General features: G+C 72.5%; 20 protein-coding genes and 1 pseudogene. 11 read left to right on the top strand and 10 right to left on the bottom strand.

Annotation, left to right across the window (positions count from 1 at the left end; translation table 11 throughout):
• Nucleotides 1–69 precede the first annotated feature (69 nt).
• The 6 genes from BJ999_RS11335 to BJ999_RS11310 all read right to left on the bottom strand — a co-directional run bounded on the left by BJ999_RS11335 (nucleotide 70) and on the right by BJ999_RS11310 (nucleotide 6,949).
• On the bottom strand, nucleotides 70–1,377 hold the full coding sequence (locus tag BJ999_RS11335; RefSeq protein ID WP_179833264.1) for a hypothetical protein: 1,308 nt from the start codon (nucleotides 1,375–1,377) through the stop codon (nucleotides 70–72).
• Between the two features lie 57 nt (nucleotides 1,378–1,434).
• Nucleotides 1,435–3,369 (bottom strand): serine/threonine-protein kinase, encoded by a 1,935-nt coding sequence (locus BJ999_RS11330; protein ID WP_179833263.1) that lies wholly within the window; start codon nucleotides 3,367–3,369, stop codon nucleotides 1,435–1,437.
• Nucleotides 3,370–3,417: 48 nt separating this feature from the next.
• Entirely contained in the window at nucleotides 3,418–4,230 is an 813-nt protein-coding gene (locus tag BJ999_RS11325) for a serine/threonine-protein kinase (protein ID WP_179833262.1), read from the bottom strand.
• Nucleotides 4,231–4,327: 97 nt separating this feature from the next.
• On the bottom strand, nucleotides 4,328–5,278 hold the full coding sequence (locus tag BJ999_RS11320) for an acyl-ACP desaturase (protein WP_179833261.1): 951 nt from the start codon (nucleotides 5,276–5,278) through the stop codon (nucleotides 4,328–4,330).
• Nucleotides 5,279–5,449: 171 nt separating this feature from the next.
• A complete protein-coding gene (locus tag BJ999_RS11315) occupies nucleotides 5,450–6,217 on the bottom strand; it encodes an SDR family NAD(P)-dependent oxidoreductase (protein ID WP_179833260.1) in 768 nt (255 codons plus the stop codon).
• A 66-nt stretch (nucleotides 6,218–6,283) separates the two neighbouring features.
• On the bottom strand, nucleotides 6,284–6,949 hold the full coding sequence (locus tag BJ999_RS11310) for an NADPH-dependent F420 reductase (protein WP_179833259.1): 666 nt from the start codon (nucleotides 6,947–6,949) through the stop codon (nucleotides 6,284–6,286).
• 97 nt (nucleotides 6,950–7,046) lie between these two features.
• On the opposite strand from BJ999_RS11310, the gene BJ999_RS11305 reads away from it, so the two are divergent.
• Complete coding sequence (locus BJ999_RS11305; RefSeq protein ID WP_179833258.1) at nucleotides 7,047–7,403, top strand: winged helix-turn-helix transcriptional regulator; 357 nt, start codon at nucleotides 7,047–7,049, stop codon at nucleotides 7,401–7,403.
• Here BJ999_RS11305 and BJ999_RS11300 read toward each other — a convergent pair.
• Nucleotides 7,390–8,172: an enoyl-CoA hydratase/isomerase family protein gene (locus BJ999_RS11300; protein ID WP_179833257.1), complete on the bottom strand. Its 783-nt coding sequence runs from the start codon at nucleotides 8,170–8,172 to the stop codon at nucleotides 7,390–7,392. The two genes, BJ999_RS11305 and BJ999_RS11300, sit on opposite strands and share 14 nt — an antisense overlap.
• A 121-nt stretch (nucleotides 8,173–8,293) precedes the next feature.
• Between BJ999_RS11300 and BJ999_RS43485 the strand changes: the two are divergent.
• From BJ999_RS43485 to BJ999_RS11285, 4 genes and pseudogenes are all read left to right on the top strand, one after another.
• Nucleotides 8,294–9,721, top strand: a pseudogene (locus BJ999_RS43485) (SNF2 helicase-associated domain-containing protein); the annotation flags it as partial.
• Entirely contained in the window at nucleotides 9,707–12,688 is a 2,982-nt protein-coding gene (locus tag BJ999_RS41935; protein ID WP_268247746.1) for an SNF2-related protein, read from the top strand. The pseudogene BJ999_RS43485 and the gene BJ999_RS41935, both read left to right, overlap by 15 nt.
• Nucleotides 12,689–13,465 (top strand): SWIM zinc finger family protein, encoded by a 777-nt coding sequence (locus BJ999_RS11290; protein WP_179833255.1) that lies wholly within the window; start codon nucleotides 12,689–12,691, stop codon nucleotides 13,463–13,465.
• 156 nt (nucleotides 13,466–13,621) lie between these two features.
• Nucleotides 13,622–14,362: an ATP-binding cassette domain-containing protein gene (locus BJ999_RS11285; RefSeq protein WP_179833254.1), complete on the top strand. Its 741-nt coding sequence runs from the start codon at nucleotides 13,622–13,624 to the stop codon at nucleotides 14,360–14,362.
• 25 nt (nucleotides 14,363–14,387) lie between these two features.
• Here the strand turns inward: BJ999_RS11285 and BJ999_RS11280 are convergent, their stop codons facing one another.
• Complete coding sequence (locus BJ999_RS11280; RefSeq protein ID WP_229809840.1) at nucleotides 14,388–15,557, bottom strand: sensor histidine kinase; 1,170 nt, start codon at nucleotides 15,555–15,557, stop codon at nucleotides 14,388–14,390.
• Between the two features lie 228 nt (nucleotides 15,558–15,785).
• Here BJ999_RS11280 and BJ999_RS11275 point away from each other — a divergent pair, with 228 nt between their 5' ends.
• Together BJ999_RS11275 and BJ999_RS11270 are read left to right on the top strand one after the other, a co-directional pair.
• Nucleotides 15,786–16,046 carry a helix-turn-helix transcriptional regulator gene (locus BJ999_RS11275; RefSeq protein WP_229809839.1) on the top strand — a complete coding sequence of 87 codons (261 nt, stop codon included), beginning with the start codon at nucleotides 15,786–15,788 and terminating at the stop codon, nucleotides 16,044–16,046.
• Nucleotides 16,043–16,618, top strand: a complete 576-nt coding sequence (locus BJ999_RS11270; RefSeq protein ID WP_179833252.1) for a hypothetical protein — start codon at nucleotides 16,043–16,045, stop codon at nucleotides 16,616–16,618. The genes BJ999_RS11275 and BJ999_RS11270 overlap by 4 nt, the downstream gene beginning before the upstream one ends.
• On the opposite strand, the gene glgP is transcribed toward BJ999_RS11270, so the two are convergent.
• Nucleotides 16,615–19,212 (bottom strand): alpha-glucan family phosphorylase, encoded by a 2,598-nt coding sequence (glgP, locus tag BJ999_RS11265; RefSeq protein ID WP_179833251.1) that lies wholly within the window; start codon nucleotides 19,210–19,212, stop codon nucleotides 16,615–16,617. The genes BJ999_RS11270 and glgP overlap by 4 nt on opposite strands.
• Nucleotides 19,213–19,567: 355 nt before the next feature.
• Here glgP and BJ999_RS11260 point away from each other — a divergent pair, with 355 nt between their 5' ends.
• The 3 genes from BJ999_RS11260 (at nucleotide 19,568) to BJ999_RS11250 (ending at nucleotide 24,905) form a co-directional block, all read left to right on the top strand.
• Entirely contained in the window at nucleotides 19,568–21,586 is a 2,019-nt protein-coding gene (locus tag BJ999_RS11260; RefSeq protein ID WP_179833250.1) for an alpha-1,4-glucan--maltose-1-phosphate maltosyltransferase, read from the top strand.
• Between the two features lie 98 nt (nucleotides 21,587–21,684).
• Nucleotides 21,685–23,436 (top strand): maltose alpha-D-glucosyltransferase, encoded by a 1,752-nt coding sequence (gene treS / locus BJ999_RS11255; RefSeq protein ID WP_179838472.1) that lies wholly within the window; start codon nucleotides 21,685–21,687, stop codon nucleotides 23,434–23,436.
• On the top strand, nucleotides 23,433–24,905 hold the full coding sequence (locus BJ999_RS11250; protein WP_338070771.1) for a maltokinase N-terminal cap-like domain-containing protein: 1,473 nt from the start codon (nucleotides 23,433–23,435) through the stop codon (nucleotides 24,903–24,905). Before treS ends, BJ999_RS11250 begins: the two co-directional genes overlap by 4 nt.
• A 21-nt stretch (nucleotides 24,906–24,926) precedes the next feature.
• Here the strand turns inward: BJ999_RS11250 and BJ999_RS11245 are convergent, their stop codons facing one another.
• Nucleotides 24,927–25,694, bottom strand: a complete 768-nt coding sequence (locus tag BJ999_RS11245; protein ID WP_229810472.1) for a GntR family transcriptional regulator — start codon at nucleotides 25,692–25,694, stop codon at nucleotides 24,927–24,929.
• 214 nt (nucleotides 25,695–25,908) lie between these two features.
• Between BJ999_RS11245 and BJ999_RS11240 the strand changes: the two genes are divergently transcribed.
• Nucleotides 25,909–26,127 (top strand): hypothetical protein, encoded by a 219-nt coding sequence (locus tag BJ999_RS11240; protein ID WP_179833249.1) that lies wholly within the window; start codon nucleotides 25,909–25,911, stop codon nucleotides 26,125–26,127.
• Nucleotides 26,128–26,268 lie beyond the last annotated feature (141 nt).

Below are 26,268 nucleotides of genomic sequence, written 5' to 3'. Positions count from 1 at the left end.
CTTACCCACGTGCCCGGCGGGTTTGCGGTGCATGAGGCGTCCCGAATCGGACGTGGCGGACATCATGCCTCATACCCTGTTGACGGCGTGCTGGAGGCGGTCCATCGAGCTCTCCAGCGTGCGCTGCAGCCCGTAGGTCGGGGAGAAGCTCGGCGTCAGCGTCATCGCGCCGACGCCGACGAGCAGGCACAGCACGCCGAGGCCCACGACCGCGGCCGCGACGGCCCGTGGCCGCCGCGCCACCGGAAGGAACATCCGCTCCAGCTGGCGCCGCGGCGCGCTGACGCCCGGCGCCGTCCACAGCACCGCGGCCCCGGCTCCGGCGCCGAACGCGCAGGCCGTGAGCGAGTCCAGCTTCCCGCCGACCGCCGACGCCGCGGCGAGCCCGAGCGGGACGGCGGCCGTGAACACCGCCGCGTAGGGGACGGTCAGCAGCGTCCGCCCGAACGCCCACGCCCAGCCGCGCGCCGTCGTGCCCGCCACCCGCAGCAGCGTCACCGCGGCCAGCGTCAGGACGAGTCCCGCGATCGGCAGCATGATCACGACGCCGACGCCGGCCACCACCACCATGGCCGCGAGCAGCCGCGCCCAGCCCTGTGTCACCGCCGTCTCGTGCGCCGCCGTCTCCCGCGCTCCGGCGGGGGCCGCCGCAGGACCGGGCGCTGCCGGGCCGGTCGGCGGGGCGGGGGCCTCGGGCGCGAGAGCCGCGGCGGCGGGACGTGAGCTGGTGGTCGACGCGGCCGGAAGCTTCAGGCGGGACGCCGACTCCGCCAACTCGGCCGCAGACGGGCGGGCCCCGGGGTCCGGGTGGGAGGCGGCCGCCACCAGGGCGCGCAGGTCGGCCGGCAGCGACTCGGCGGGCCCGTCCGGACGGCCGGTGGCGGCGAACGCCACCGTGGCCGCCCATGCGCGGACGTCGTCGCCGGCGTCGGCGCCGGAGGTCAGCGCGAAGTCGACGACGACCGGCGCGTCGTCCACGACCAGGACCGTGCCCGGCCCCAGCTCGCCGTGCGCGAGACCGGTCAGGTGGATGGCGGCGAGTGCCTTGGCCAGCCCGAAGGCCATGCGGCGCAGCGCGTCCCCCGACATCGGCCCCTGCTCGGCGATCCTCTCGGCGAGCGGACGTCCGGGGACGAACCGGAACACCACGTAGGGGCGCGGGCCGGCGGCCTCACCGTCCAGGACGTCCGCCACGTAGGGGCTGAGCACCTCGCGCATCCGCGGGACGTCGGGGGCCGCGTCCGGCGGCAGGAGCCGGATCGCCACGTCGCGGCCGTCGGTGCCCGCGGCGCGGTGGACGTCGCCGGTGCCGCCGCCCAGCCTGGACAGCAGCCGGTACGGACCGATGTGCGCCTGGTGGCTCGTCTCACCGCTCATAATGGGTCGCCACCCTACCGACCGGAGAGGGACCGCGCCCGTCGCCGGAGCCGCGCGTCACGTCCCGGGGATGCTCGCCACGAGATCGTGGACGTCGGCGCGCACGCTCTCCAGGTCCTGGCTCATCCCGTCCACCGGCGTGGTGTCGGGCGGCTGCCGCTGCGACAGCCCGACCAGCACCGCGGCGAAGATCCCGAGGATGAGCGCGCCGACGAGCGCGGCCTCGGCGCGCGGCAGCACCGCGCCCCAGATGCGGGCGAGCTGGCGGCGGGGCGCGCCGCTGCCCGGCGCGAGGCACAGCAGCCCGATCACCGCCATGGCCGAGTAGGCGATGGCCTTGGACGCGGTCATCTCCGGGTTCGCGAAGATCAGCACACCGAGCAGGATCAGCCCCGCGACACCGCTGAGCGCCGTCCACAGCACGGTCGACATCAGCGCGCCGGGCAGGTGCAGCGGCGTCCGGAACGCGGCCGCGACCGCGTCGCCCGAGCGCGGGCCCCGCCGCGTCTGCCGGCCCTCCATGCCCTTGGCCGCCCTGTCGCCCATCCGCAGCACGAACACGCCGGCGACGGTGACGCCGAGGGCGAGCAGCGGCGCGATGTTGGCGAACCCGAGCAGCGCCACCAGGACGATGAAGCTGAGCACCCGGTACCAGCCGTAGGGCTTGCGCCGCTCCTTGTCGCGCTCCGCCCCGTCGGCACGCGCCTGGTCGGGACGCTGCCGCGCCTCCGTCTCGTAGGGGCCGCGCTGGAGCGCGCCCTGCGTGGGCTGGTTCGGCGGGGGCCCGTACTGCGGCGGCGGATAACCGCCCTGGTAGGGGCCCTGGTCGTAGGGGGCGGGCGGCCCGTAGCCGCGCTGCCCGTACTGCTCCCCCGCCTTGAACGGCGCGGGCCCCGGCGGCGGGACGGGCGGCGGCGCGGCGGGCGGCAGCTGGCCCACGAAGTCCTTCGGCTGCGCCGGAACGGGCGCGGGCGACGGGACGGGCGCGGGCACCGGCATCCCGGGCGACGCCGACGACGTCCCGGACGACGGCGGGTCCTGCGGCGCCGGCATGGAGAACTGCCGGGAGTGGTCGGCGGCCGTCTCCTCCGGCCCCGGCGTGCCCGACGTGCCCAGCGCAGCGGCCGCACCGGCCGCACCGGCCGCCGGGTAGTGCCGGTCGACGCGCGTCTGGTCGGTGATGGTGGCCTCGAGATGGATGCGCCGCGTGAGCTGCACCAGGTTGACGGCCGTCGGGCGCTCGGCGGGGTGCCGCGCCATCGCCGACCGCAGCACGGGCAGCATCGCCTCGGGCACGCCGTCCAGGTCGGGCGTGCTCTGCATGATCTTGTAGAAGATCGACTCGAAGGTGCCGGAGCCGAAGGGCGGGCGGCCGGTCGCGGCGTAGGCGACCGTCCCGCCCCAGGCGTGCACGTCCGACGGCGGGCCCGCGTCCTCGCCCTCGATGATCTCCGGGGCGAGGTAGCCGGGGGTGCCGATGACCATGCCGGTCGCGGTCAGCCGGGTCGCGTCGGCGGCCTGCGCGATGCCGAAGTCGATCACGACGGGCTCGCCGTCCACGAGCATCACGTTGCCGGGCTTCATGTCGCGGTGCACGATCCCGGCGCCGTGGATCGCCGACAGCGCCGCCGCCAGCCCCACGCCGAGGCGCTGCAGCGCCGGCCCGTAGATCGGGCCGGACTCCTCGACGATCTCCTCCAGCGTCCGGCCGGGCACGTACTGGGTCACGATGTAGGGCTGGTCGGCGGTCACGTCGGCGTCGAGGATCTCGGCGACGTGCGGGCTGTGCACCCTGCGCATCGAGTCGACCTCGCGGGCCAGCCGGCGACGCGCCGTGGCGTCGCCCGCGACCGCTGGCCGCAGCACCTTGATGGCCACGTTGCGCCCCTCGGGGTCGGCGCCGAGGTAGACGACGCCCATGCCCCCTTCCCCCAGGGTCTGCTGGACGCTGTAGTGGCCGATTCGGTCCCCGGACGTGACGGCTCCCCTCATCGTTTCCGAAACCCTACCCTTGCCCATCCTGCCGGGGGGATCCAGCCATCAGGCCGCCACCACCCCGTCGCCCTCGGCGGCGGCGGCCAGCGCCCCGGCGAACCAGCGCGCGGAGGGACGGTCCGCCGGGTCGCGGCGGAACGCCGCCCGCAGCAGCCCCGCCAGCGGCTCCGGAGCGCCGTCGATGTCGGCCTGGCCGCGCAGGATCCTGAAGCACACCCCGTGCAGCGACCCGCGCCCGAACGGCGGGCGGCCCGTCGCCGCGTAGGCCACGGTCGACGCCCACGAGAACACGTCCGACGCGGTGGTCGCGCGCTCCCCCTCGATCAGCTCGGGCGCCAGGTAGGCGGGCGTCCCCACGACCATGCCGCGCCTGGTGATCTGCTCCGCGCCGGACTCGTGCGCGATGCCGAAGTCGATCAGCGTCGGCCGGTCGCCCAGCACGATGACGTTGCCGGGCGCCACGTCGCGGTGCAGCACGCCCGCGTCGTGGACGTCCCCGAGCGCCAGCGCCAGCCGCCGGGCGAACCGGACGAGCCGGTCGCCGCGCATCGGCCCGTACGCCGAGACGAGGTCGTTCAGCGGGCACCCCGGCACGTACTGCATGACCACGTGCGGCCGCCGCGCCGAGATCGCGCCGTCCAGCAGCCGGGCGACGTAGGCGCTGCGCACCCGCGCCTGCGCCTGCATCTCCCGTGCCAGCCGGCTGATCGCCTCCGGCTCCCCCGTGAGCTCCGGAACGAGCTCCTTGACCGCGACCTCCCGGCCGCCGGCGTCCATGGCCAGGTAGACCACCGCCGTGCTCCCCCGGCCGATCTCGTCCAGCAACCGGTACCCGCCCAGTCGCCTGTGCGTCCCCATGCACCCTTTGACGCGAGGAAACGCCCTCCGGGTTCCCGGAATCCACCCGAGTCCGGTTCAGGTCACCCGAACCCGCCCCGGCCGCGGCCCCTCCGGGCTAGCCCTTGCGGGCGGCCTGGCGGGCGCGGCGTTCTTCGCGGCGGGTCTCGAACTTGGTGGCGGAGGCGTCGAGGTGCTCCAGGAACTCGCCGAGCTCCTCGCGGGCCTTCTCGCCGTCGCCCGTCAGGTCGGTGCGGTCGAAGACGCCCCACTTGCGCAGCACCGGGACGAGCACGTCGTCGTGGTGGAGCCGCAGGTCGTAGATGCCGGCGTTGGCGATGACGACCGACTTGCGCAGGAAGCCGTCGATGCTGTGGCCGGGCATCTGGAACGTCGTCACGACATCGGTGATCGCCCGCATCGTCTCGTTCGGGGCGGCCTCCAGCGCGGCGCCCATCAGGTTCCGGTAGAAGATCATGTGGAGGTTCTCGTCGGCGGCGATGCGGGTCATCATCTGCTCGCAGACGGGGTCGCCGGACGCCCTGCCGGTGTTGCGGTGCGAGACGCGGGTCGCGAGCTCCTGGAACGACACGTACGCCGTCCCGTGCAGGAACGAGTCGCCGTGGTCGGCCTCGTAGCCGGCCTCCATGTGGTGCATGCGGGCGCGCTCCAGCGCGATCGGGTCGACCGCGCGGCTCACGGTGAGGTAGTCGCGCAGGGCGATGCCGTGCCGGTTCTCCTCGGCGGTCCAGCGGTTCACCCACGTGCCCCAGGCGCCCTCGCGGCCGAAGACGGTGGCGATCGCGCGGTGGTAGCCGGGCAGGTTGTCCTCGGTGAGGAGGTTGACGATCAGCGAGTCGCGCGCCTCGGGCGTCACCTTCGACTGCTCGATCGACCACGGCTCGCCGCCCAGCGGCCCGTCGAAGTCGCGGCCCTCGCTCCACGGCACGTACTGGTGCGGGAACCATTCCTTGGCCGTCGACAGGTGCCGGTTCAGCTCCTGCTCGACCACCGGCTCGAGGTCGAGCATGAGGCCGGTCTGGGACTTCTCTTCGGGGGTCAGGGACATGTGCTTCCTTCGCTGGACGAGGTCCTTGTGCAGCCGCCCAGCAGGCTGTTCACAACCTACTCAAGCGTAGGTTCGATCGTCGCGAGAAAGCGCGAGCCCCGTCAAGTCAGCACCGCGACAAGCAACGCGCGGGAACTTTTGTAGATCCGCGCGAAAGCGTGTGACGTCTTGTCACCGCGTGTCGGCGGCCTGTTGCCACATGCGGTTCGCGGCCGCCCTGAGAAGCGGTCTCGGAACGAGGCGGAGCGCCGGGAGCGCCGCCTTGTACTGCATGCCGGGGACGCACAGCGCGCGCCCGGTCGCCACCGCCTCCAGCCCCGCCCGCGCCACGTCCTCGCGCCGCAGCCAGAGGAGGTTGGCCGGGACGTCGTCGTCGGTGCGGGTGAACCCGGGGCACAGAGCCGTCACGTGGACGCCCTTGCCCGCGACCTCCGAGTGCAGGCTCTCCGAGAACGACGCCACGTACGCCTTCGTCGCCCCGTAGGTCGCGCTGCCGGGAGAGGGCGCGAACCCCGCCATCGACGCGACGTTCAGCACCCCGCCCCGGCCGCGCGCGATCATCCCGGGCAGGGCGGCGTGGGCGAGCCGCACGAGGGCGGCCACGTTCAGCTCGATCTGCGCCAGGTGGTCGTCCAGCGGCAGTTCCGCGAACGCTCCAAAAGCGCCGTACCCGGCATTGTTGACCAGCAGCTCGACCGGCTCGGTGCGCAGCCGCCCCTCGACCTCGGCGCGCTGCGCGGGATCGGTGAGGTCGGCGGCCAGGACCTCCACGGCGACCCGGTACCGTTCGACGAGTTCGCGGGCCAGCCCGTCCAGCCGCTCGCTCCGGCGGGCCACGATCACCAGGTCGGTGCCGCGGGCGGCCAGGAGGCGGGCGAAGCTCTCGCCGATACCGCTGGACGCCCCCGTCACGAGCGCGGTACGGAACGCATGTCGCATGGCGGCAGATGCTAGCGGCGGTTCTTCGCGCACCCCCACAGGACGCCCAAAAACACAAATAACGTTTCAGCCCGCGAGCTCGGAGGTACGCGCCGGGTCGCCCCCAGCGTACTCGGGGGGCGGCAGCATCGCGGACGGATCCTCGCCCGCCACCCACAGGCCCACCAGGAACGCGGTCGCGGCCTCCAGCAGCCCGGCCCTCTCCAGGCCTCCGCCGTCCATCGGCACGCAGCCGAGGTCGCCCACCAGGCCGCGCACCACGGCGAGGGCCTCCTCGTCGTCCCCGCACAGCGGGACGCCGAGGGGACGCCCCGCGAACGCCGGGGGCGTCATCCGCCACACGCTCTCGTGGCAGGTGTTGAAGGCCTTGACGACTCGCGCGCCGGTGGCGTCGGCGATCCGCCGCGCCGCGGACGGGCCGCCCGCCGTCTTGAGCCGCTCGAACGGCGGCTCCATCGGGTTGGTGCAGTCGATCAGCACGCGCCCTTCCAGCGGCCCCGCCGCGCGCAGGACGTCCTGGACGCCCTCGTGCCAGACGGCGAGGAGCACCGCGTCGCCGAACTCCGCCGCCTCCCGCAACGTGCCGCCGGCCGCGCCGTGCCCGATCCGGCCGGCCAGCGCGACCGCCTTCGCGGGCGTCCGCGCCCCGATCCGCACCTGGTGTCCCTTGCGCGCCCACTGCGTGGCGAGCGCGTCCGCCATGGCGCCCGCGCCGAGCACTCCGATCCGCATGACATCCTCCCGTTCGTTTACCGTCGGTCGGAACGTTAGGCGGTCCGTTCCGCACCATCCGGTGCGTATCGGAAGGGGCAGGATGGCGGGCGAACCCATGAACGAATACGAGTACATCGCCGACTGCCGGACGCGGCTCGGTCTCGACCTGCTGTCCGGCACGTGGACGGGCGTCGTGCTGTGGACGCTGCAACACGGCCCGCTGCGTCCGGGTGACATGCGGGCGCAGATCGGCGGCATCAGCCACAAGGTGCTGACCGAGACGCTCCGCCGCCTCGAACGCGACGGCCTGGTCGCCCGCCGCCGCTACGCCGAGGCGCCCCCGCGCGTCGAGTACGAGCTGACCCCGCCGGGGCGCGGGATGCTCGAACCCCTCGCCGCCCTCGGCCGCTGGACCGAGCGCTACGCCGAGGAGGTGCTCGACACGCGGGACCGCGCGCTCAGCGACCGGTGAACGTCGCCTTGCCGGGGCCCTCCTCCAGGAAGCTCTTCATCCCGCTCGCCTGGTCCTCGGTGGCGAACAGCGCCGCGAACTGCGTCCGCTCGATCTCCAGCCCGGTGTCGAGGTCGGCCTCGAGCCCCCGGTCGATGGCCTGCTTGGCGGCCCGCAGCGCGATCGCGGGACCGCCGACGAACACCGCCGCCCACTCCTTGGCGGCGGCGTAGACGGCGTCGTCCGCGACGACCCGGTCCACCAGGCCGATCGCGAGGGCCTCGTCCGCCGCGACGTGCCGTCCCGAGAAGATCAGGTCCTTCGCCCTCGACGGCCCGACCAGCCGGGCCAGCCGCTGCGTACCGCCCGCGCCGGGGATGATGCCGAGCTGGATCTCCGGCTGCCCGACCTTCGCGCCCTCGCCCGCGACGCGGAAGTCGGCGGTCAGCGCCACCTCCAGCCCGCCGCCGAGCGCGTACCCGGTGATCGCGGCGATGACCGGCTTGGGGATCGCGGCGAGCGCCTTGGCGAAGTCCTGCAGCAGCCGCGAGTGGCCCGCGGACATCTCCGCGTACGACATCGGGGCCATCTCCTTGATGTCCGCGCCCGCCGCGAACACCCGCTCGCCCCCGTACAGCACGACCGCGCCGACCGCCTCGTCCTGCGTGACCTGGCGGGCCGCGTCGATCAGCTCCCGCTGCATCTGGGCGTTCAGGGCGTTCATCTTCGGCCGGTCGAGCCTGATCGTCGCGATCCCGTCCTCGACCTCGACCCGTACGAACTCGCCCACGGCGACCCTCCCAGTGTGACTCGGTGGCGGACGCCCCGAGCCTAGCCAGCGAGCCTGAGTGGCGGCTGTCGGGAACCGTGAAGCATGGTGGCGTCCGAGGCGGCTGGTAGCTTCGGGGACCATGCTCGTCGCCCACGCCACCTGGCATGGCGGTGCGCTCTGCCTGTGGGCCGAACGCACCGGCCCGTACGAGCCCTCCCCGGACGTCCACCCCTTCGCGACCTGCGATTTCACCGGCACGTCCTACGAGCCGCTCCTGCGCGCCGCGTTCCGCGTCGAGCTGGCCATGTCGCTGCCCACCGCGGGCGACCATCCGCTTCCGTCGGCGGAGCTGGGCCCCGAACCGGTGCGGGACGAGCCCGAGCTGCGCACGTGGCGGGTCCCGGCCCTGGTCCTCGCGCCGTTCCCCGCGATGGCGCTGCTCCAGGCGGCCGAGCACAGCGCCGACGTCATCGCGGGCACCGACCTGCGCTTCCTGTGCATGCTCGCGGACGAGGCGGTGCACCTCGCCGGGCGCGGCCACGTCCTGCCCGCCCTGCTGCGCGAGGACGGCGACCTCGTGGCCCGCTGGCGGCCGGTGATCGACGACCCGGCGCGGTTCCGCGCGCTGGCCCGTGCCATGCCCGCCGCCTGCCGCGCGGCGGGCGGCGGCCGCCCCGCCGCCGAGGTCCTGCGCGAGGCGCTGTCGGCCCTGGTCGACACGGCCGTGCGGGGCGTGGTGCCGCATCCGCTGCTGGTGTCGCGGCGCAAGGAGCCCGACCGGCTGCCGCTCGCCGAACGCTGGGTGATGGCGCTGACCGGCCCCTCCCCCGAGGTCGCCCGCGAGCCCCGCGACGACCCCGACGACCTGATCGCAGAACTGGACGCGTGGGCCGCCGCCGCGCGCCGCCCGTCCGGCCCGCTGCGCGTCTGCTTCCGCCTCGCCGAACCCGGCGCCGAGGAGTTCGAGGAGGACGCCGAGCCCCGCGACGGCGACTCCTGGCGGGTCGAGTTCGCCCTCCAGGGCACCGACGACCCGAGCCTCTACGTCCCCGCCGCGCTGGTCTGGGAGGGCGAGGCCACCTCGATCCCGCAGGCCGAGGAGACCCTCCTCTCCGGCCTCGGCCGCGCCCTGCGCCTCTTCCCCGACCTGGCGCCCGCCCTGGACGGCCCCGCGCCGGGCGAACTCCTCCTCGACACGGCGGGCGCGTTCCGCTTCCTCCGCCAGGCGGCCCCGATGCTCGCCGCCGCGGGCTTCGGGGTCCTGCTCCCCCAGTGGGCGGGCAAGGCGAAGCTCGGCATGAAGCTCACCGCCCGCAACGAGGACCCGGAGGCGTCCGCGGGGGCGGCGGCGCCCTCCGGCTTCGACCTGAAGTCGATGGTCGACTTCCGCTGGGACCTCGCCATCGGCGACGCGAGCGTCGACGAGGCCGAACTGGAGGAGCTGGCCCGGCTGAAGACCCCGCTCGTCCGCCTGCGCGGCCAGTGGGTGGAGCTGGACGAGCACCAGCTGGAGGCCGCCCTCGACTTCCTGCGGCACCCGCGCCGCGGCCGCATGACCGCCGCCGAGGCGATCCGCGCGATCGTGCACGCCGGCGACGACGCCCTCCCCCTGACCGAGGTGGACGCCACCGGCCCCCTCGGCGACCTCCTCTCCGGCGAAGCCGACCGCCGCCTCACCCCCCTGCGCACCCCCGACGGCTTCAACGGGACCCTCCGTCCCTTCCAGGAGCGCGGCCTCGCCTGGCTGAAGTTCCTCGGCGACCTCGGGCTCGGCGGCGTCCTCGCCGACTCGATGGGCCTTGGCAAATGCATAGGAAAAGACGAGTTCGTCTTCGTGAACGGCGCCCTGATGAAGGCGAAGGACGTCTGGGCCCGCTACGCGTCCGCCCTGGAACCCGATGGCGAAGGCGAGTGGACAACACCGGCACGGGAGTTGACCGTCAATTCCATCGCCAAGGATGGGCGAATCGTTCCCGCCGTGGTCACCCGTCTCTACCGCCAGCACATCAACGAGAAGGTGCGCAAGGTCCGGCTGGACGACGGCAGCGAGATCATCGTGACCCGGCGGCACCGGCTCCTGGGCCTCGACGACTGGACGACCGACCTCCGCCCGGGGACGCGCGTCTGCGTTCCGGCACGGCTGAGGCATGAGGGCGGCGCCCTGGATCCGGACTTGACCGTCCTCCTCGCATGGCAGATAGCCGAGGGGAGCGAAGGCCGATGGACCACTGTGGTCATCACCCAGAAGAATGTGCGCACGCTCGAAGACCTGCAGGCTCGGCTGAAGCGTGTGGCGGGCCGGTTCGACCTCGCGATGGACGATGCGAAGCTCGTGCCGGGGACCGGCACCAAGGTCCCGTTCCTGAGATTCAGCGGAAAGCCCTACCGGGAACTGCTGGAGGAGCACGGATACCGCTGGGGCGGCCATTCGGCCCACAAACGGATCCCTGAAAGCGTCATGGCAGCCGACGAGTCGACCGTCCGGCTCTTCCTCAGGCACTTCTTCGCCGCCGAGTCGTCGGTCGACACGTCGAGGCGCCTCGTCGAGATCAGTTCCGCGTCCGTCTGGATCATGCGGCAGCTCAGCACCCTGCTGCGCAGGTTCGGCGTCTGGCTGCGCATCTCCACGGCTTGGAAATGCGCCACCAACGGGACCGGTATCAAGCGCCCGTACCAGATCGGTCTCATCGGCGGGGCGAGCCTTCGGCGCTTCCACCGCCTCATCGGAATCGCCGACGCCGCCAAGCAGGTCCGGATGGACGAGATCTGCGCAAGGTCCTCCAACACCAACGTCGAGGGCGTGCCCGGCAGCGACCTCCTCCGACGGGCTCAAGAGGTCACGGAGCTGCCCATGCGGCATCTCAGCATCAACACCGCCTACTTCTACGGAACCCGGGAGTTCTCCAGAGGGAGCGCAAGAGAAGCCGTAGGAAGGCTGGACCACATCCTTTCCGGGGAGGCTGAGGCGGAGTATCGGCGCCGCAGGGGATGCAAATGGACGGCGCAGACACTGGCCGCCTACGAGCGCCTCGACGGCCTCGAACTCCAGCGGATCCGCGACCGGCTGGACGAACGGGCCACGCGCGAGGTCTACTACGCGAGAATCGCCTCGGTCGAGGAGTTGGACTACGAAGGCTTCGTCTACGACTTCGAGGTCGCCGATCACCATAACTATGTCGCCGAGGGAATGCTGTGCCATAACACGGCCCAGTCCCTGGCCCTTCTCGCCTCCGAGCGGGCTGACGGCGAGCGCCCGGGCCCCACACTCCTCATAGGGCCGATGTCGCTGGTGGGGAACTGGCAGCGGGAGGCGGCGCGGTTCACGCCCAAGCTGCGCGTTTACGTCCACCACGGGACGGGACGGCGCCGCGGCGAGGGCCTCGCCGAGGCGGTCGCGGGCGCCGACCTGGTGCTGACCACCTACGGGACGGCCGCGCGGGACGCCGAGATGCTGGCGGCCATCGACTGGGAGCGGGTCATCTGCGACGAGGCGCAGGCGCTCAAGAACAGCGGGACGCGGCAGGCCCGGGCGGTGCGGAGCATCCCGGCGCGGAGCCGGATCGCGCTCACCGGCACGCCGGTGGAGAACCACCTGACCGAGCTGTGGTCGATCATGGAGTTCGCGAACCCGGGGCTGCTCGGGCCGCGGAGCGCGTTCCGGCAGCGGTTCGCGATCCCGATCGAGCGGGAGGGCGACGAGCAGGCGGCGCTGGCGCTCAGACGGGCGACGCAGCCGTTCATCCTGCGCCGCCTCAAGACCGACAAGTCGATCATCTCGGACCTGCCGGAGAAGCAGGAGATCAAGGTCTACTGCAACCTGACGACCGAGCAGGCGTCGCTCTACCAGGCGACCGTGGACGACATGCTCCAGCAGATCGCCGAGGCGGAGGAGGCCGAGCGGCGGGGGCTGGTGCTGGCGACGATGGCCAAGCTCAAGCAGGTCTGCAACCATCCGGCGCACCTGCTCAAGGACGGCTCGCGCCTGCCCGGCCGGTCGGGCAAGCTCGAACGGCTGGAGGAGATCTGCGCCGAGGTGCTGGAGCAGGGCGAGAAGGCGCTCGTCTTCACCCAGTACGCCGAGTTCGGGTCGATGCTCCAGCCCTACCTGGCGGCGCGGCTCGAACGGCCGGTGCTGTGGCTGCACGGCGGGACGTCCAAGCAGGGGCGGGACGACCTCGTCCAGCGGTTCCAGGAGGACACCGAGCCCGCGATCTTCCTGCTGTCCCTCAAGGCCGCCGGGACGGGCCTGACGCTGACCGCCGCCAACCACGTCGTGCACGTGGACCGCTGGTGGAACCCGGCCGTGGAGGACCAGGCCACCGACCGGGCGTTCCGCATCGGGCAGACCCGCAACGTCCAGGTCCGCAAGTTCGTCTGCGTCGGGACGATGGAGGAGCGCGTCGACGAGATGATCGAACGCAAGAAGGCCCTGGCCGACTCGATCGTCGGCACCGGCGAGGACTGGCTGACCGAGCTGTCGGTCGCCGAGCTGCGCGACGTCCTGCGGCTGTCGCCGGAGGCGGTGAGCGACTAGGTGGACGAGGGCATCAGGGCGCGCACCCGGCGGGGCTCGATCGGGGCGCAGTGGTGGTCGCGGCGCTTCATCGACCTGGTGGAGTCGTTCGCCGACGCCGGGCGCCTCCAGCGGGGACGCGCCTACGCGCGCAAGGGCAACGTGTTCGACCTGCGGGTGGAGGCGTACGAGGTCACCGCGAAGGTGCGGGGCTCGGCACCGGAGCCGTACGAGGTGGCGCTCGGCATCGAGGCGATCGACGAGGACGGCTGGCGCGCGGTGGAGGCGGAGCTGGCGTCCCGTGCGCTGTTCCGGGCCCGGCTGCTGGCCGGGGAGATGCCGCCGGAGATCGAGTGGGTGTTCGCCGAGCTGGGGCTCGCGCTGTTCCCGGACTCGGCGTCCGACCTGCACCTGATGTGCGACTGCCCCGACTGGGGCGACCCGTGCAAGCACGCCGCCGCCGTCCTGTACCTGCTGGCCGAGGCGTTCGACGACGACCCGTTCCTCATCCTCCAGTGGAACGGCCGGCGCCGGGACCAGCTGCTCGGCGCGTTGCGGCGCGCCACCGAGACCGAGCCCGATCCGCTGGAGATGCGGGAGGAGCCGCTCACCGCCGCCGGGTTCTGGACGCCGCCGTCCGGGCTGGCCCGGCTCCGCGAGCGCCCGCCCGCGCCGCCCGTCCCGCCGGGGTTCGTGCTCCAGGTCGCCGCGCCTCCGCCGGTCCGCGTCCGGCGTCGCGCGCTGACGGACGTGCTGGCGCCCGTCTACGAGGCGCTCGCCGGGCAGGACGAGGATTGAACCGGGGTCTGCGGCGGCGTCCTCCGGGCCGCTAATGATCTTACGGAATGCGAACGCCGGCGCGGCTCGGCCGCCTGCCGGAGGGATCGCTCCGTAGCCTCCTGCCATGGGGGCGCCGTGAGAGGGCGGGCCCGCTTCATGGGGGAGTGACGAGGGATGAGCGGAATCGTCGTGGAGGCGCGGGAGCTGCGCGTCCGCTGCGGCGCCCAGACGGTCGGGGACTTCTCGTTCGAGGTGCCGGAGGGCGAGGTCTACGCGCTGCTCGGCCACGCGGGGTCGGGCAAGACCCTGCTGCTGGAGGTGCTGGCAGGCCTCCGCCGCCTCTGCGGCGGCGCGGTGCGCGTCCGGGGCATCGACCCGTACGCGGCGCGGGAGGGGCTGCGGATCGGCACGGTGTGGCGGGACGGCGGGCTGTTCCCCGGCCTCACCGTCTTCGAGATCGTCGCGGGCCGGCACCGCTGGACGCTGGACCCGCTGGCGGCGGACGAGGTGCTCGCGCTGACCGGCCTGGAGGAGTCCGCCGGGACGCGGTTCGAGCGGCTGACGGCCGGGGAGCGCCGGCGGCTCGACCTGGCGCTGGCGCTGCTGGACCGCTCGGATGTGCTCTTCCTGGACGAGCCCACGTCCGGCCTCGACAGTGGAACGATCCATCGAATGTGGACGGCACTGCGCCGGATCGCCGCGTCCGGCACGACGGTCCTGCTGACCACGCGCGACGCGGCCGAGGCTCGGCGCGCCGACGGCGTCGGCGTCGTCGACCGGGCGCGGCCCGTGGCGCCGCGCGGCGGGACCGGCATGATCCCGGTCCGCGGGCCCGCCCCGTCCGGCGGTTCCGGCGCCGCTCGGTTCTGGTCTCAGGCGGCCGCGAGCCGAGCTCCGAGCTCCGAGGCCGTGTAGCTTCCGAGGCCGGGCAGGACGAGGACTAGAGCGGCAGGCGGGCGCGGACGGTGAAGCCGCCGTCCGGGCCGGGCCCGGCGACGAGGCCGCCGCCGAGCGCCTCGGCGCGCTCCCGCATCCCGCGGATGCCGCTGCCGTCGGCCGACGGCGTTCCGGATCCGGGCCTTCCGTCGTCCTCGACGCTGACGACAACGCCGTCGGCCTCGTAGCGGACGCGGACGACGGCGGACGCCGCGCCGGAGTGCCGGGTGACGTTGGTGAGCGCCTCCTGGACGATCCGGAACGCGGCGAGGTCGGTCTCGGCGGGCAGCGGGCGCGGCTCGCCCTCCGCCTCGGTGCGGATCTCCAGCCCGGCCGCCGCGAGGCCCCGGGCCAGCTCGTCCAGGCGGGCGAGGCCGGGGGCGGGCGCGACCGGGGCGGCCTCGTCGACCTGCCGCAGGACGCCGAGCGTGGCGCGCATCTCCCGTAGCACGTCCTTGCTGGCCTGCTTGATCGCGGTGAGGGCGTCCTCGGCGCGCTGCGGCTCGCGGCGCAGGCCGTGCAGCGCGGCGGTGGCCTGCACGTTGATGAGCGAGATGTTGTGGCCGAGGACGTCGTGCAGCTCGCGGGCGATGCGCAGCCGCTCCTCGATGGCGCGGCGGCGGGCCTCGGCCTCGCGGCCGCGCTCGGCGACGCGGGCGCGCTCCTGCGCCTCGCGCAGGTAGGCGCGGCGGTTGCGGACGACGCCGCCGATGGCGACGACCGCGACGAACCAGCCGATGAGGAGGAAGCCGGCGGCGTCGGCGAGGTGGTTGACGTCGTCGCGGCGGTCGGCGGCCACGGTCCCGGCCACCGCGATCCCCGCGAGGACGGCGGCCGCGATGAGGTGGCCCTCGGCCGCCGCCGTGTAGAGGGCGATGACGAAGGTGAGCACGGCCGGGCCGTCCGGCTCGGTGACCGGGTAGTAGACGGCGCAGGCGGCGAGCGTGACGGCGGCGACGGCGACGGGCCGGCTCCGGCGCAGGTACAGCGCCCCGCAGGCGACCGCGAGCAGCGCCCAGCTGTAGAGGGGCATCCGTGAGGGCGGGCCCGTGTGGATCGACACGAGGGTCATCGCGGCCAGGACGGCGAAGGCCCCGCCGGCCAGTGCGGCGTCCGCGGTGCGGCCGGTCGGCAGCCACGGGACCGGCCGCGCGTCGCGGTTGGCAAGTCGCACGTGTCCATCCTGCCAGGATCCGTCCACTTGCACATCCGATACGGGATGTAGTACTTCTACTATCAACAGATGCAGTAATACGGCGTTCCGTTGAAGGACCCGTACAGGGGTGCGCATGAGCGAGCCGGTGATCCGCGCGCGGGACGTGCGGATGCGCTACGGCCGCGCGGAGGTGCTGCGCGGCGTGAACCCGACGACGACCGTCGGGTTCCTCGAAGGGTGCGGGCCGTGATCCGCAAGACTGTCCCGGTGTCCGCCGAGAAGGAGACCGTCTACAACCGGATCCCGGTGCTGAGGGCGGAACGCGGCGTCTCGCGCCGCGACCTCGCCGCCGCACTGGGGGTGCACTACCAGACGGTCGGTTACCTGGAACGGGGCGAGTACAGCCCCAGCCTGCACCTCGCCCTCCGCATCGCCGAGTACTTCGAGGTGCCCGTCGAAGTCGTCTTCTCCCTCAAGCCGTTCCCCAGAATCGGAGACACGCCATGACCAACCGCACGGCCGGGTGGCTGGAGCGGTCCCGCGGCAAGCGCGCGGACCGTCTCGCCGCCCTCGACGAGAAGCTTGAGCAGAGGATGCCCGCCCGCTACGGGCGCCGCCGCCCGCGCCGGGTGCTGGCCGGGACGGGCGCGGTCATGCTCGGCCTGTTCTGGGTGGACGCCGCGGTGTCCTGGGCGCTGGCCCCCAGCGACACCGCGATGATCGTCAACTTCGTGATCCTCGGCGTCCTGGTGGTGGGCGGGATCCCGCTGGCCGGCCAGCTGATCGCGGTGACCCGGGGCCTGACGTCCAAGCGGGAGCGGGAGCTGGACGAGCGGCAGCTCACGGCGCGGCTCCGCGCGTTCGCGACGGCGCACCGGGCCACCACGGTCGTCATGGTCGCCGTGCTGGTGGCGACGATGATCGCCGACCGGGACGGCCGCGAGTCGCAGATCCCGGGTGCCGCGCTCTTCCTGATCCTGTTCGCGCTGCTGGCGACGCACGCGCTGCTCCCCCTCGTCGTCGCGGCCTGGCAGACGCCCGACCCGCCGCCCGCCGACGACGAGGGGGAGGTCGGCTAGCGCAGGTCGCCGTTCGTCATGCCCTGCGGCGCGGGCGGCAGCGCGACGAGGCCCATCTCGGCCCGGGTGGACAGCAGCGGGTGGCTCGGCACCACCCGCACGCTGTAGCCGAACGCGCCGCTGCGGCCGAGCGGGACCTCGCCGGCGTAGCGGCGCCGCCCGTTCTCGGCCGGGCCGCCGTCCTCCAGCTCCAGGTAGGACGGGTCGACGAGCGCGTCGGCGTCGTCCACCCGGCCGTAGGCGACCTCGACGGCGACGTCCTCGGGGGCGAGCCCGTCGAGGTCCACCACGACGCGGACCGTCAGCCGCGCGCCGACCTGGGGGCTCTCCTCCCCGGTGGACTCGACGTGCTCGACGGCGACCCGCGGCCACGCCGAGCGGACCTGGCGCTTCCAGGCCGCCAGCTCGCGGGCGCCCGCGAACTTGTCGGCGACCATCGAGCGCTCCGACACGGCGGCCGGGGTGTACAGGTCGTCGACGTAGTCGCGCAGCATCCGGGACGCGAGGACCTTCGGGCCGAGGGTGGCGATGGTGTGCTTGACCATCTCCAGCCAGCGGCGCGGCAGCCCGGCCGAGTCGCGGTCGTAGAACGTGACGGACACGTGGTCCTCGATCAGCTCGTACAGGGCGGCGGCCTCCAGCTCGTCGCGCCGGTCGGGGCTGGCGAGGCCGTCGGCGGAGGGGATCGCCCAGCCGTTCTGGCCGTCGTACCACTCGTCCCACCAGCCGTCGCGGATCGACAGGTTCAGCCCGCCGTTCAGCGCCGCCTTCATCCCGGACGTGCCGCACGCCTCCAGCGGGCGCAGCGGGTTGTTCATCCACACGTCGCAGCCCTGGACCATGAGCTGCCCGAGCGCCATGTCGTAGTCGGGCAGGAACACGATCCGGTGCCGGACGTCCTCGGACCCGGTGAACCGGACGATCTCCTGGATGAGCCGCTTGCCGCCCTCGTCGGCCGGGTGCGCCTTCCCGGCGATGACGATCTGCACGGGCCGGTCGGGGTCCAGCAGGATCGCGCGGAGCCGGTCCGGGTCGCTCATCATCAGCGTGAGCCGCTTGTAGGACGGGACGCGCCGCGCGAACCCGATCGTGAGGGCGTCGGGGTCGAGGGCGTCGTCGATCCAGGAGGTCTCGGCCTCGCTGGCGCCGCGCTGCCGCCACGACTCGCGCAGCCGGCGGCGCGCGTCCATCACGAGGCGGCGGCGCAGCAGATTCCGCATCCGCCAGATCTCCGGCTCGGGGACGTCGCGGACCGCCTCCCAGCCGCGCCCGGACTCCATCACCGACGGCAGCTCCCGGGCGGTGAACTCCAGGACCTCGCGCGCGACCCAGGTACCCGCGTGCACGCCGTTGGTTATCGACCCGACGGGGACCTCGGCGGTGTCGAACCCGCCCCACAGCCCGCCGAACATCTGCCGGCTGACCTCGCCGTGCAGCCGGCTGACGCCGTTCACGCGCTGCGCCAGGCGCATTCCCATCACGGCCATGTTGAACACGGTGCGGTCGCCGCCGGGGTAGTCCTCGGCGCCGAGCGCGAGGATCCGGTCGACGGGGACCTGCTCCTCCTCGTTCGCGCCGCCGAAGTAGCGGGCGATCAGCTCGCGGGGGAAGCGGTCGATACCGGCCGGGACGGGCGTGTGGGTGGTGAAGACCGTGCCCGCCCGGACCGCCTCCAGCGCCTCGTCGAAGGTCAGGCCCTCCTCCTCGGCCAGCTCGCGGATGCGCTCCAGGCCGAGGAACCCGGCGTGGCCCTCGTTGGTGTGGAACACCTCGGGCGCCGGGTGCCCGGTGATGCGGCAGTACGCGCGGATGGCCCGCACGCCGCCGATGCCGAGCAGCATCTCCTGGAGGAGGCGGTGGTCGCCGCCGCCCCCGTACAGCCGGTCGGTGACGTCCCGGGCCGCCTGGTCGTTCTCCTCGACGTCGGAGTCGAGGAGCAGCTGCGGGACGCGGCCGACCCGCGCGATCCACACCTGCGCGTGCAGGCCGCCGCCCTTGGGCAGGCCGATGACGACGCGCACCGGCGTCCCGTCCCGCTCCCGCAGGAGGGTGAGGGGCAGCCCGTTGGGGTCGATCGGGGGGTAGCGCTCCAACTGCCAGCCGTCCGGCGACAGCGACTGGGAGAAGTAGCCGTGCCGGTAGAGGAGCCCGACCCCGAGGATGGGGACGCCGAGGTCGCTGGCGGTCTTCAGGTGGTCGCCCGCGAGGATGCCGAGGCCCCCGGAGTACTGCGGGAGCGCGGCGGTGATCCCGTACTCGGGTGAGAAGTAGGCGATGCTCACCGGGGAGTCCCCCGGCCGCGACTGGTACCAGCGCGGCGCCGTCAGGTACTCGTGCAGGTCTTCGGCGGTGTCCTGGAGGCGTCGCAGGAACCGCCGGTCCTCGGCCAGCCGCGCGAGCCGCTCGGGGGCGACCTCGCCGAGCAGCCGGACCGGATCGTGGTGGACGGCCTTCCAGAGCGCAGGGTCCACGTCGCGGAAGAGGTCGAGCGTCTCGTGGTGCCACGACCAGCGCAGGTTGAGGACCAGCTCCTCGAGCTGCCTGAGGGGCTCGGGAAGGACGGTGCGTACCGTGAAACGTCGGATTGCCTTCACGCAACATCACGCTATGCGCTTCGGGGGCATGGGCGCGACGGCGGGGACCACACCGTCACCTCGCGGACCGATCCGCCCGGCGGAGGCGGGAATCCCCGGAACCCCTTCCCCACAGGGGCTCGCGTCCCGTCCCAGGCGGCCGTCACCTGGGTGGGCCCCCTGGTCGCGGCCGACCGTTTGCCCAAACTCGACCTTCCCAAGACCGGCGCGGCGCGGCCGGGGCCGGCCATCGGCCGGGCCGCACACCACCGGCGGGTCATCGGTCGAGCGCGGAAATCATTCGAAGCTACTCGGCGGTAGAGGCCGGGTTCCGGGCATGGACGTTTTGGATCTCTCGAGAGGGTAGGGGTGGCACATGCACGTGGAGTCCGGAACGTCCAGTATGCCCGGCATTCCGAGGCTCGGCCGCATTCCCATCGTCGACGTGGCGCCGGTGGTGGACTGCGGCCGGTGGCCGGCGAAGGCGGTGGTGGGCGAGACGGTCGAGGTGTCGGCGACGGTGTTCCGGGAGGGGCACGAGCGGCTGGGTGCGGGGGTGGTGCTGCGGACGCCGGAGGGTGAGGAGCTGGCGCCGCAGCGGATGAGCGAGGTCGGGGTCGGGCTGGACCGGTGGTCGGCGCAGGTGACGCCGACGGAGATGGGGTCGTGGGCGTTCCGGGTGGAGGCCTGGGGCGATCCGATCGCGCACTGGCGGCACGACGCGGAGATCAAGATTCCGCGGGGGCAGGACGTCGAACTCATGCTCACCGAGGGGGCGCGGCTGTTCGCCCGCGCGGCGGAGGCCGTCCCCGGCAAGGACCGCCCGACCGTGGAACGGCTGGCCAAGCGCCTCCGGGACGAGACCGTGCCGGTCACCGACCGGATGGAGGCCGTGGCCGATCCCGACGTCGAGGACGTGCTGGAACGCCATCCGTTGCGGGATCTGTTGACGGTCAGCGACTGGTATCCGCTGGTGGTGCACCGGCAGCGGGCGCTGTTCGGGGCCTGGTACGAGTTCTTCCCCCGCTCCGAGGGCGCCACCTTCGACCCCCTGGGACGCCGCGGCCCGATCTCCGGCACGTTCCGCACCGCGATGAAACGCCTGCCCGCCATCGCCGACATGGGCTTCGACGTGGTCTACCTACCGCCCATCCACCCGATCGGCACCGCCCACCGCAAAGGCCCCAACAACACCCTGGACGCCGGCCCCTACGACCCCGGCTCCCCCTGGGCCATCGGATCGGCCGACGGCGGCCACGACACCGTCCACCCCGACCTGGGCACCCTGGACGACTTCGACGCCTTCGTCGAACACGCCGGCAACTGCGGCCTGGAAATCGCCCTGGACCTGGCCCTGCAATGCTCCCCCGACCACCCCTGGGTCACCCAGCACCCCGAATGGTTCACCACCCGCGCCGACGGCACCATCGCCCACGCCGAGAACCCGCCCAAAAAATACCAGGACATCTACCCCCTCAACTTCGACCACGACCCCGACGGCCTCTACACCGCCGTCAAAAACCTCCTCCACCACTGGATCGACCACGGCGTCAAAATCTTCAGAGTCGACAACCCCCACACCAAACCCGTCGCCTTCTGGGAACGACTCCTGGCCGACATCCACACCACCGACCCCGACGTACTGTTCCTGGCCGAGGCCTTCACCCGCCCCGCCATGATGCACACCCTCGCCAAAATCGGATTCCACCAGTCCTACACCTACTTCACCTGGCGCAACAACGCCGAAGAACTCACCCGCTACTTCACCGAACTCACCGGCCCCACCGCCGCCTACATGCGCCCCAACCTCTTCACCAACACCCCCGACATCCTCAACGAATACCTCCAGCACGGCGGCCGCCCCGCCTTCGAAATCCGCGCCATCCTCGCCGCACTCCTGTCCCCCACCTGGGGCATCTACTCCGGCTACGAACTCTGCGAGAACACCCCCGTACGCCCCGGCAGCGAGGAATACCGCGACTCAGAGAAATACCAGTACCGCCCCCGCGACTGGGAAACCGCCGACCGCACCGGCACCACCATCGCCCCCCTCATCACCACCCTCAACACACTCCGCAACACCCACCCCGCCCTCCAACAACTCCGCAACCTGCACTTCCACCACATCGACCAACCCGAACTCCTCGCCTTCTCCAAACGCCACCTCCACGACACCGTCCTGACCATCATCAACCTCAACCCCCACCACCCCCGCGAAGCCACCGTCCACCTCGACCTCCCCGCCCTCGGCCTCCCCGACGACCCCGACCAACCCCACACCCTCACCGACCAACTCGACGGCACCACCTACACCTGGCGCGGATCGAACTACGTCTACCTCGATCCCCGTGTCCGACCCGCACATGTTCTGACGTTCGGGAGCAGCGAGAGTTGAGCGGACCCCACGAGCCCCAGTCCCCGGCCGACCTGCCGGAAGCCACCCCTGGCGCGGTGCCCCGGGACGAGCCCTTCACCGAGATCCCGTCGGATGCCATTCCGACGCAGTCGGAACCCGTCCCGGACGCGTTCGACCCGGATACCCCACGTGACCCGCACTGGTTCAAGACGGCGGTGTTCTACGAGGTGTCGGTCCGGGGCTTCGCCGATTCCAACAACGACGGGTACGGCGACCTGCGCGGGCTGATCTCCAAGCTGGACCATCTGCAATGGCTCGGCGTGGACTGCCTCTGGCTGCTTCCCATCTACCAGTCACCGCTCAAAGACGGCGGCTACGACATCGCCGAATACACGAAGATCCTGCCCGACTTCGGAGAGTTGGGCGATTTCGTGGATCTCATCGAAGAAGCCCACGCGCGGGGCATTCGTGTGATCGCGGATCTGGTGATGAACCACACCTCGGACCAGCACCCCTGGTTCCAGGCGTCGCGGACCGACCCCGACGGGCCGTTCGGCGACTTCTACATGTGGTCCGACGACGACACCGGCTACCCCGACGCCCGCATCATCTTCGTCGACACCGAATCCTCCAACTGGACCTACGACCCCGTCCGCGGCCAGTACTACTGGCACCGCTTCTTCACCCACCAACCCGACCTCAACTACGACAACCCCGACGTCCAAGACGCCATGCTGGAAAACCTCCGGTTCTGGCTGGACCTGGGCATCGACGGATTCCGCCTGGACGCCGTCCCCTACCTGTACGCCCGCGAAGGCACCAACTGCGAGAACCTCCCCGAAACCCACACCTACCTCAAACGCGTCCGCGCCGAGGTCGACCGCCTCTACCCCGACCGCGTCCTGCTCGCCGAAGCCAACCAATGGCCCGCCGACGTCGTGGAGTACTTCGGCGACCCCGCCGCCGGCGGCGACGAATGCCACATGGCCTTCCACTTCCCCGTCATGCCCCGCATCTTCATGGCCGTACGCCGCGAACAGCGCTACCCCATCTCCGAGATCATGGCCCAGACCCCCAAGATCCCCGACAACTGCCAATGGGGCATCTTCCTACGCAACCACGACGAACTCACCCTGGAGATGGTCACCGACGAAGAACGCGACTACATGTACACCGAATACGCCAAAGACCCCCGCATGAAAGCCAACATCGGCATCCGCCGCCGCCTGGCCCCCCTACTGGACAACGACCGCAACCAACTCGAACTGTTCACCGCCCTCCTGCTCTCCCTCCCCGGCTCCCCCGTCCTGTACTACGGCGACGAGATCGGCATGGGCGACAACATCTGGCTCGGCGACCGCGACGCCGTCCGCACCCCCATGCAATGGACACCCGACCGCAACGCCGGATTCTCCACCTGCGACCCCGCACGCCTGTACCTGCCGGTCATCATGGACCCCATCTACGGCTACCAGGCCGTCAACGTCGAAGCCCAGACCAACAACCCCGGCTCCCTGCTCCACTGGACCCGCAAAATGATCGAAATCCGCCAACGCCACCCCGTCTTCGGCGTCGGCTCCTACGTCGAACTCTCCGCCTCCAACCCCTCCGTCCTCGCCTTCACCCGCGAGATCAACGGCGGGGACGCCAACCAGTGGGGCGGCTCGGGCACGGTCCTCTGCGTGAACAACCTGTCCCGGTTCCCGCAGCCGGTCGAGCTGGACCTGCGGCGTTTCCGGGGCTCGTCCCCGATCGAGTGCATGGGCGGCGTCCAGTTCCCGGCCATCGGCGACCTGCCCTACCTGCTGACCCTTCCCGGGCATGGTTTCTACTGGTTCCTGCTCCCGCCGCCGCCGGACGGACAGGAGCCGGGAGAGGGAGTGATGTGACCGTGGCGCCGTCCGCTCCGCCGACCGACACCTCGCTCGTCCGGCTCCTGACCGGCTGGCTGCCCCGGCAGCGGTGGTTCGGCGGCAAAGACGGCCCCATCCACGACCTCACCATCGGCACCGCCACCGAACTCAGAACCGGCGACCCCGCCCTGCACCACCTCATACTCGACGTCCGCCAGGACGACACCACCGACCACTACCAGCTCCTCCTCGGCGCCCGCCGCGACCTGCCCGAGCATCTGGCGCCGGTCGTGATGGGACGGCTGGAGGGCCCGGAGCAGGGCATCACCGGGTACGTCTACGACGCCGCCCACGACGCGGAGCTGACGCGCCCGCTGCTCGGCCTCATGGCGGACGAGCGGACGGTCGGACCGCTGACCTTCCGCCGCGCACCCGGCACCGGCGTGCGCACGGACCTGGACGGCGTGCCGATCCCGGGGGAGCAGAGCAACACCTCGCTGATCTTCGGCGACGCCTACATCTGCAAGCTGTTCCGCCGCCTGTCCCCCGGTGTCAGCCCCGACCTGGAGGTCAACCTCGCCCTCTCCCGGCGGGGCTGCGAGCACGTCCCGAGCGTGCACGGCTGGATCGAGATGGAACCGGGCGCGCTGGGGAATCCTTCGAGCGGCACGGACTCCGGCGGGGACGAGCCGGTCACGCTCGCGCTGCTGTCGGAGTTCCTGCGCACCGCGACGGACGGCTGGCAGCTCGCGCTCACCAGCGTCCGCGACTGGTTCGCCCAGCCCGCGGCGCCGGGAACGCCCGCGTTCACCGCCGACGACGCCGGAGCCGCCGGCGGCGACTTCGCCGCCGAGGCCGAACGGCTCGGCGCGGCCACCGCCGAAGTGCACCGCGACCTCGCCGTCGCGTTCGGGGTGGTGCAGGCGCCGCCCGAGAACCTGCGAAAGATCGTCTTCGCGATGCACGAGCAGCTCGACCAGGTCAGCGCCGCCGTCCCGCAGCTCCGCCCCTACGCGCCCGCGATCCGCGCGGTGTTCGACCGCGTCGCCTCCGAGGCGGCCCCGCTGCCGTTCCAGCGCGTGCACGGCGACTACCACCTCGGCCAGGTCCTGCGCACCGACTCCGGCTGGACGCTGCTGGACTTCGAGGGCGAGCCGGCCCGCACGCCCGCCGAGCGCCGGGCCTCCGCCCACCCGCTGCGCGACGTCGCCGGGATGCTCCGCTCGTTCGAGTACGCCGCGCGCTTCCTGCTGGCCCGGGAAGGCGACGTCCCGCCGCAGGCGGCGGAAGCGCTGGAACTGCGCGCCCAGGCGTGGGCCGAACGGAACCGGGCGGCGTTCTGCGCCGGCTACGCGGCCGCGGGCGGACCCGACCCGGCGGCGCACGCGACGCTGGTGCGGGCCTTCGAGTTCGACAAGGCCGTCTACGAGATCCGGTACGAGGCGCGGAACCGGCCGTCGTGGCTGCCCGTCCCGCTGCGGTCCCTGGCCCGGCTCGCGGGCTGACCGGGCCGGGACCGGCCGCCGTCACAGGTCGATGGCGTAGTCGAGGACGACCCGGTCGGCGGGCAGCACGATCTCGCGGCAGACCTCCATGACGCCGGCGCGCGACAGCAGGCGGCGGGTGATGGCGAGCACCGGCACCCCGCCCGTCATGTTCAGGGTCTCGGCCTCCTCGGGCGTCGGCATCCGGGACCGGACGGCCTCCTCGACCCGGATCGGCGGGTGCCCGAGGTAGGCCAGCTGCGCGAGCGTCCCGCCGGGCCAGGGCTCGCGCGCCGGGTCGGCGACGGGCGTGTCGCCGACCACGTCCCACGGCAGGTAGTTGACGGAGATCTGCTGCGGCTCGTCGCGCGCGTAGAAGACGAACCGGCGGCGCAGCAGCTCGGTGCCGGAGGGCAGCTCGAACAGCGCGCCGAGGTCGTCGTCGGCCCTGACGCGGGAGAACTCCCGGTCCAGCCGGTACTTCTCCCAGGTGATCTTCTGGTCGCGGGTGAACGTGGTCTCGGGGACCGCCGTCGGCTCGGCCACCGCGCGGTAGCGCTCCATCGCCACGCGGCGGGCCGGCGGGACGGCCCGGACGAGCGTGCCGCCGCCGCGGCGGGTCTCCACCAGGCCCTCGCCGCGCAGCAGCGCGACGGCCTGCCGCACGACGATCTCGGAGACGCCGTGAAGGCCGCACAGCTCGGCGAGGGTCGGCAGCCGCGTCCCCGGCGGGAGACTGCCGTCCCGGATCCCTTCTCGCAGGGTGTCGGCGATGCGCAGGTAGGCGGGACGGTCCGGCACCGGCGTCACCTCCCTCTCCTCGGGCGCGCCCCCCGGCCTCCAGCCCGCGGCCATGTTCGAACAGCGTTCGACGCCGCGTTCGATCCTGCTCGCCCCTCCAGTCATCCATACCTTCCAGGCGCTATCCGCGGGGGCACGGTCCGCTTACGGACAGCTTGACACCTCTCAGGCCGAGTAAGACTTTTGTATACAGAAGAGCGGCCTCGGGGAAGGGACGACCTTGATGGGCGACTTCGAGGATCTGAAGGCGGCCATCGAGGGAGAGCATCCGGGTTGGCAGGTGTGGCGCAGCGACGCGGGGCGCTGGTACGCGACCCGCAGCGGCGACCTCACCGATGCCCAACTCCAGGCGGGATGTGCGATGACGGTGGCCGCGGACGACTCGGAGGGGCTCCGGCGGATGCTGCTCGACCAGACGCGCGGGGAGTCCGGAGACCGGTGACGGGAGGCAGGGGATTCGAAGCGGCCCGGTCCGCGCGCGGGGGCGGACCGGGCTGGGACATTCCGGTACGGAAGGTACCTGTGGCGCTGAGGTGACACAGGAATGGAGCCCTGGGCGGTGGGGTCGGGGTCACCCCTGGGG

The organism is Actinomadura citrea (assembly GCF_013409045.1).
Classification (GTDB): domain Bacteria; phylum Actinomycetota; class Actinomycetes; order Streptosporangiales; family Streptosporangiaceae; genus Spirillospora; species Spirillospora citrea.
This window is presented reverse-complemented; position numbering and strand designations above follow the sequence as displayed.

Excerpts from the sequence above, each read along its gene's own strand:
- BJ999_RS11335 (WP_179833264.1), bottom strand. The coding sequence starts at position 1,377 with ATGAGCGGTGAGACGAGCCACCAGGCGCACATCGGTCCGTACCGGCTG.
- BJ999_RS11330 (WP_179833263.1), bottom strand. The coding sequence starts at position 3,369 with ATGAGGGGAGCCGTCACGTCCGGGGACCGAATCGGCCACTACAGCGTC.
- BJ999_RS11325 (WP_179833262.1), bottom strand. The coding sequence starts at position 4,230 with ATGGGGACGCACAGGCGACTGGGCGGGTACCGGTTGCTGGACGAGATC.
- BJ999_RS11320 (WP_179833261.1), bottom strand. The coding sequence starts at position 5,278 with ATGTCCCTGACCCCCGAAGAGAAGTCCCAGACCGGCCTCATGCTCGAC.
- BJ999_RS11315 (WP_179833260.1), bottom strand. The coding sequence starts at position 6,217 with ATGCGACATGCGTTCCGTACCGCGCTCGTGACGGGGGCGTCCAGCGGT.
- BJ999_RS11310 (WP_179833259.1), bottom strand. The coding sequence starts at position 6,949 with ATGCGGATCGGAGTGCTCGGCGCGGGCGCCATGGCGGACGCGCTCGCC.
- BJ999_RS11305 (WP_179833258.1), top strand. The coding sequence starts at position 7,047 with ATGAACGAATACGAGTACATCGCCGACTGCCGGACGCGGCTCGGTCTC.
- BJ999_RS41935 (WP_268247746.1), top strand. The coding sequence starts at position 9,707 with ATGACCGCCGCCGAGGCGATCCGCGCGATCGTGCACGCCGGCGACGAC.
- BJ999_RS11285 (WP_179833254.1), top strand. The coding sequence starts at position 13,622 with ATGAGCGGAATCGTCGTGGAGGCGCGGGAGCTGCGCGTCCGCTGCGGC.
- BJ999_RS11270 (WP_179833252.1), top strand. The coding sequence starts at position 16,043 with ATGACCAACCGCACGGCCGGGTGGCTGGAGCGGTCCCGCGGCAAGCGC.
- BJ999_RS11260 (WP_179833250.1), top strand. The coding sequence starts at position 19,568 with ATGCACGTGGAGTCCGGAACGTCCAGTATGCCCGGCATTCCGAGGCTC.
- BJ999_RS11240 (WP_179833249.1), top strand. The coding sequence starts at position 25,909 with ATGGGCGACTTCGAGGATCTGAAGGCGGCCATCGAGGGAGAGCATCCG.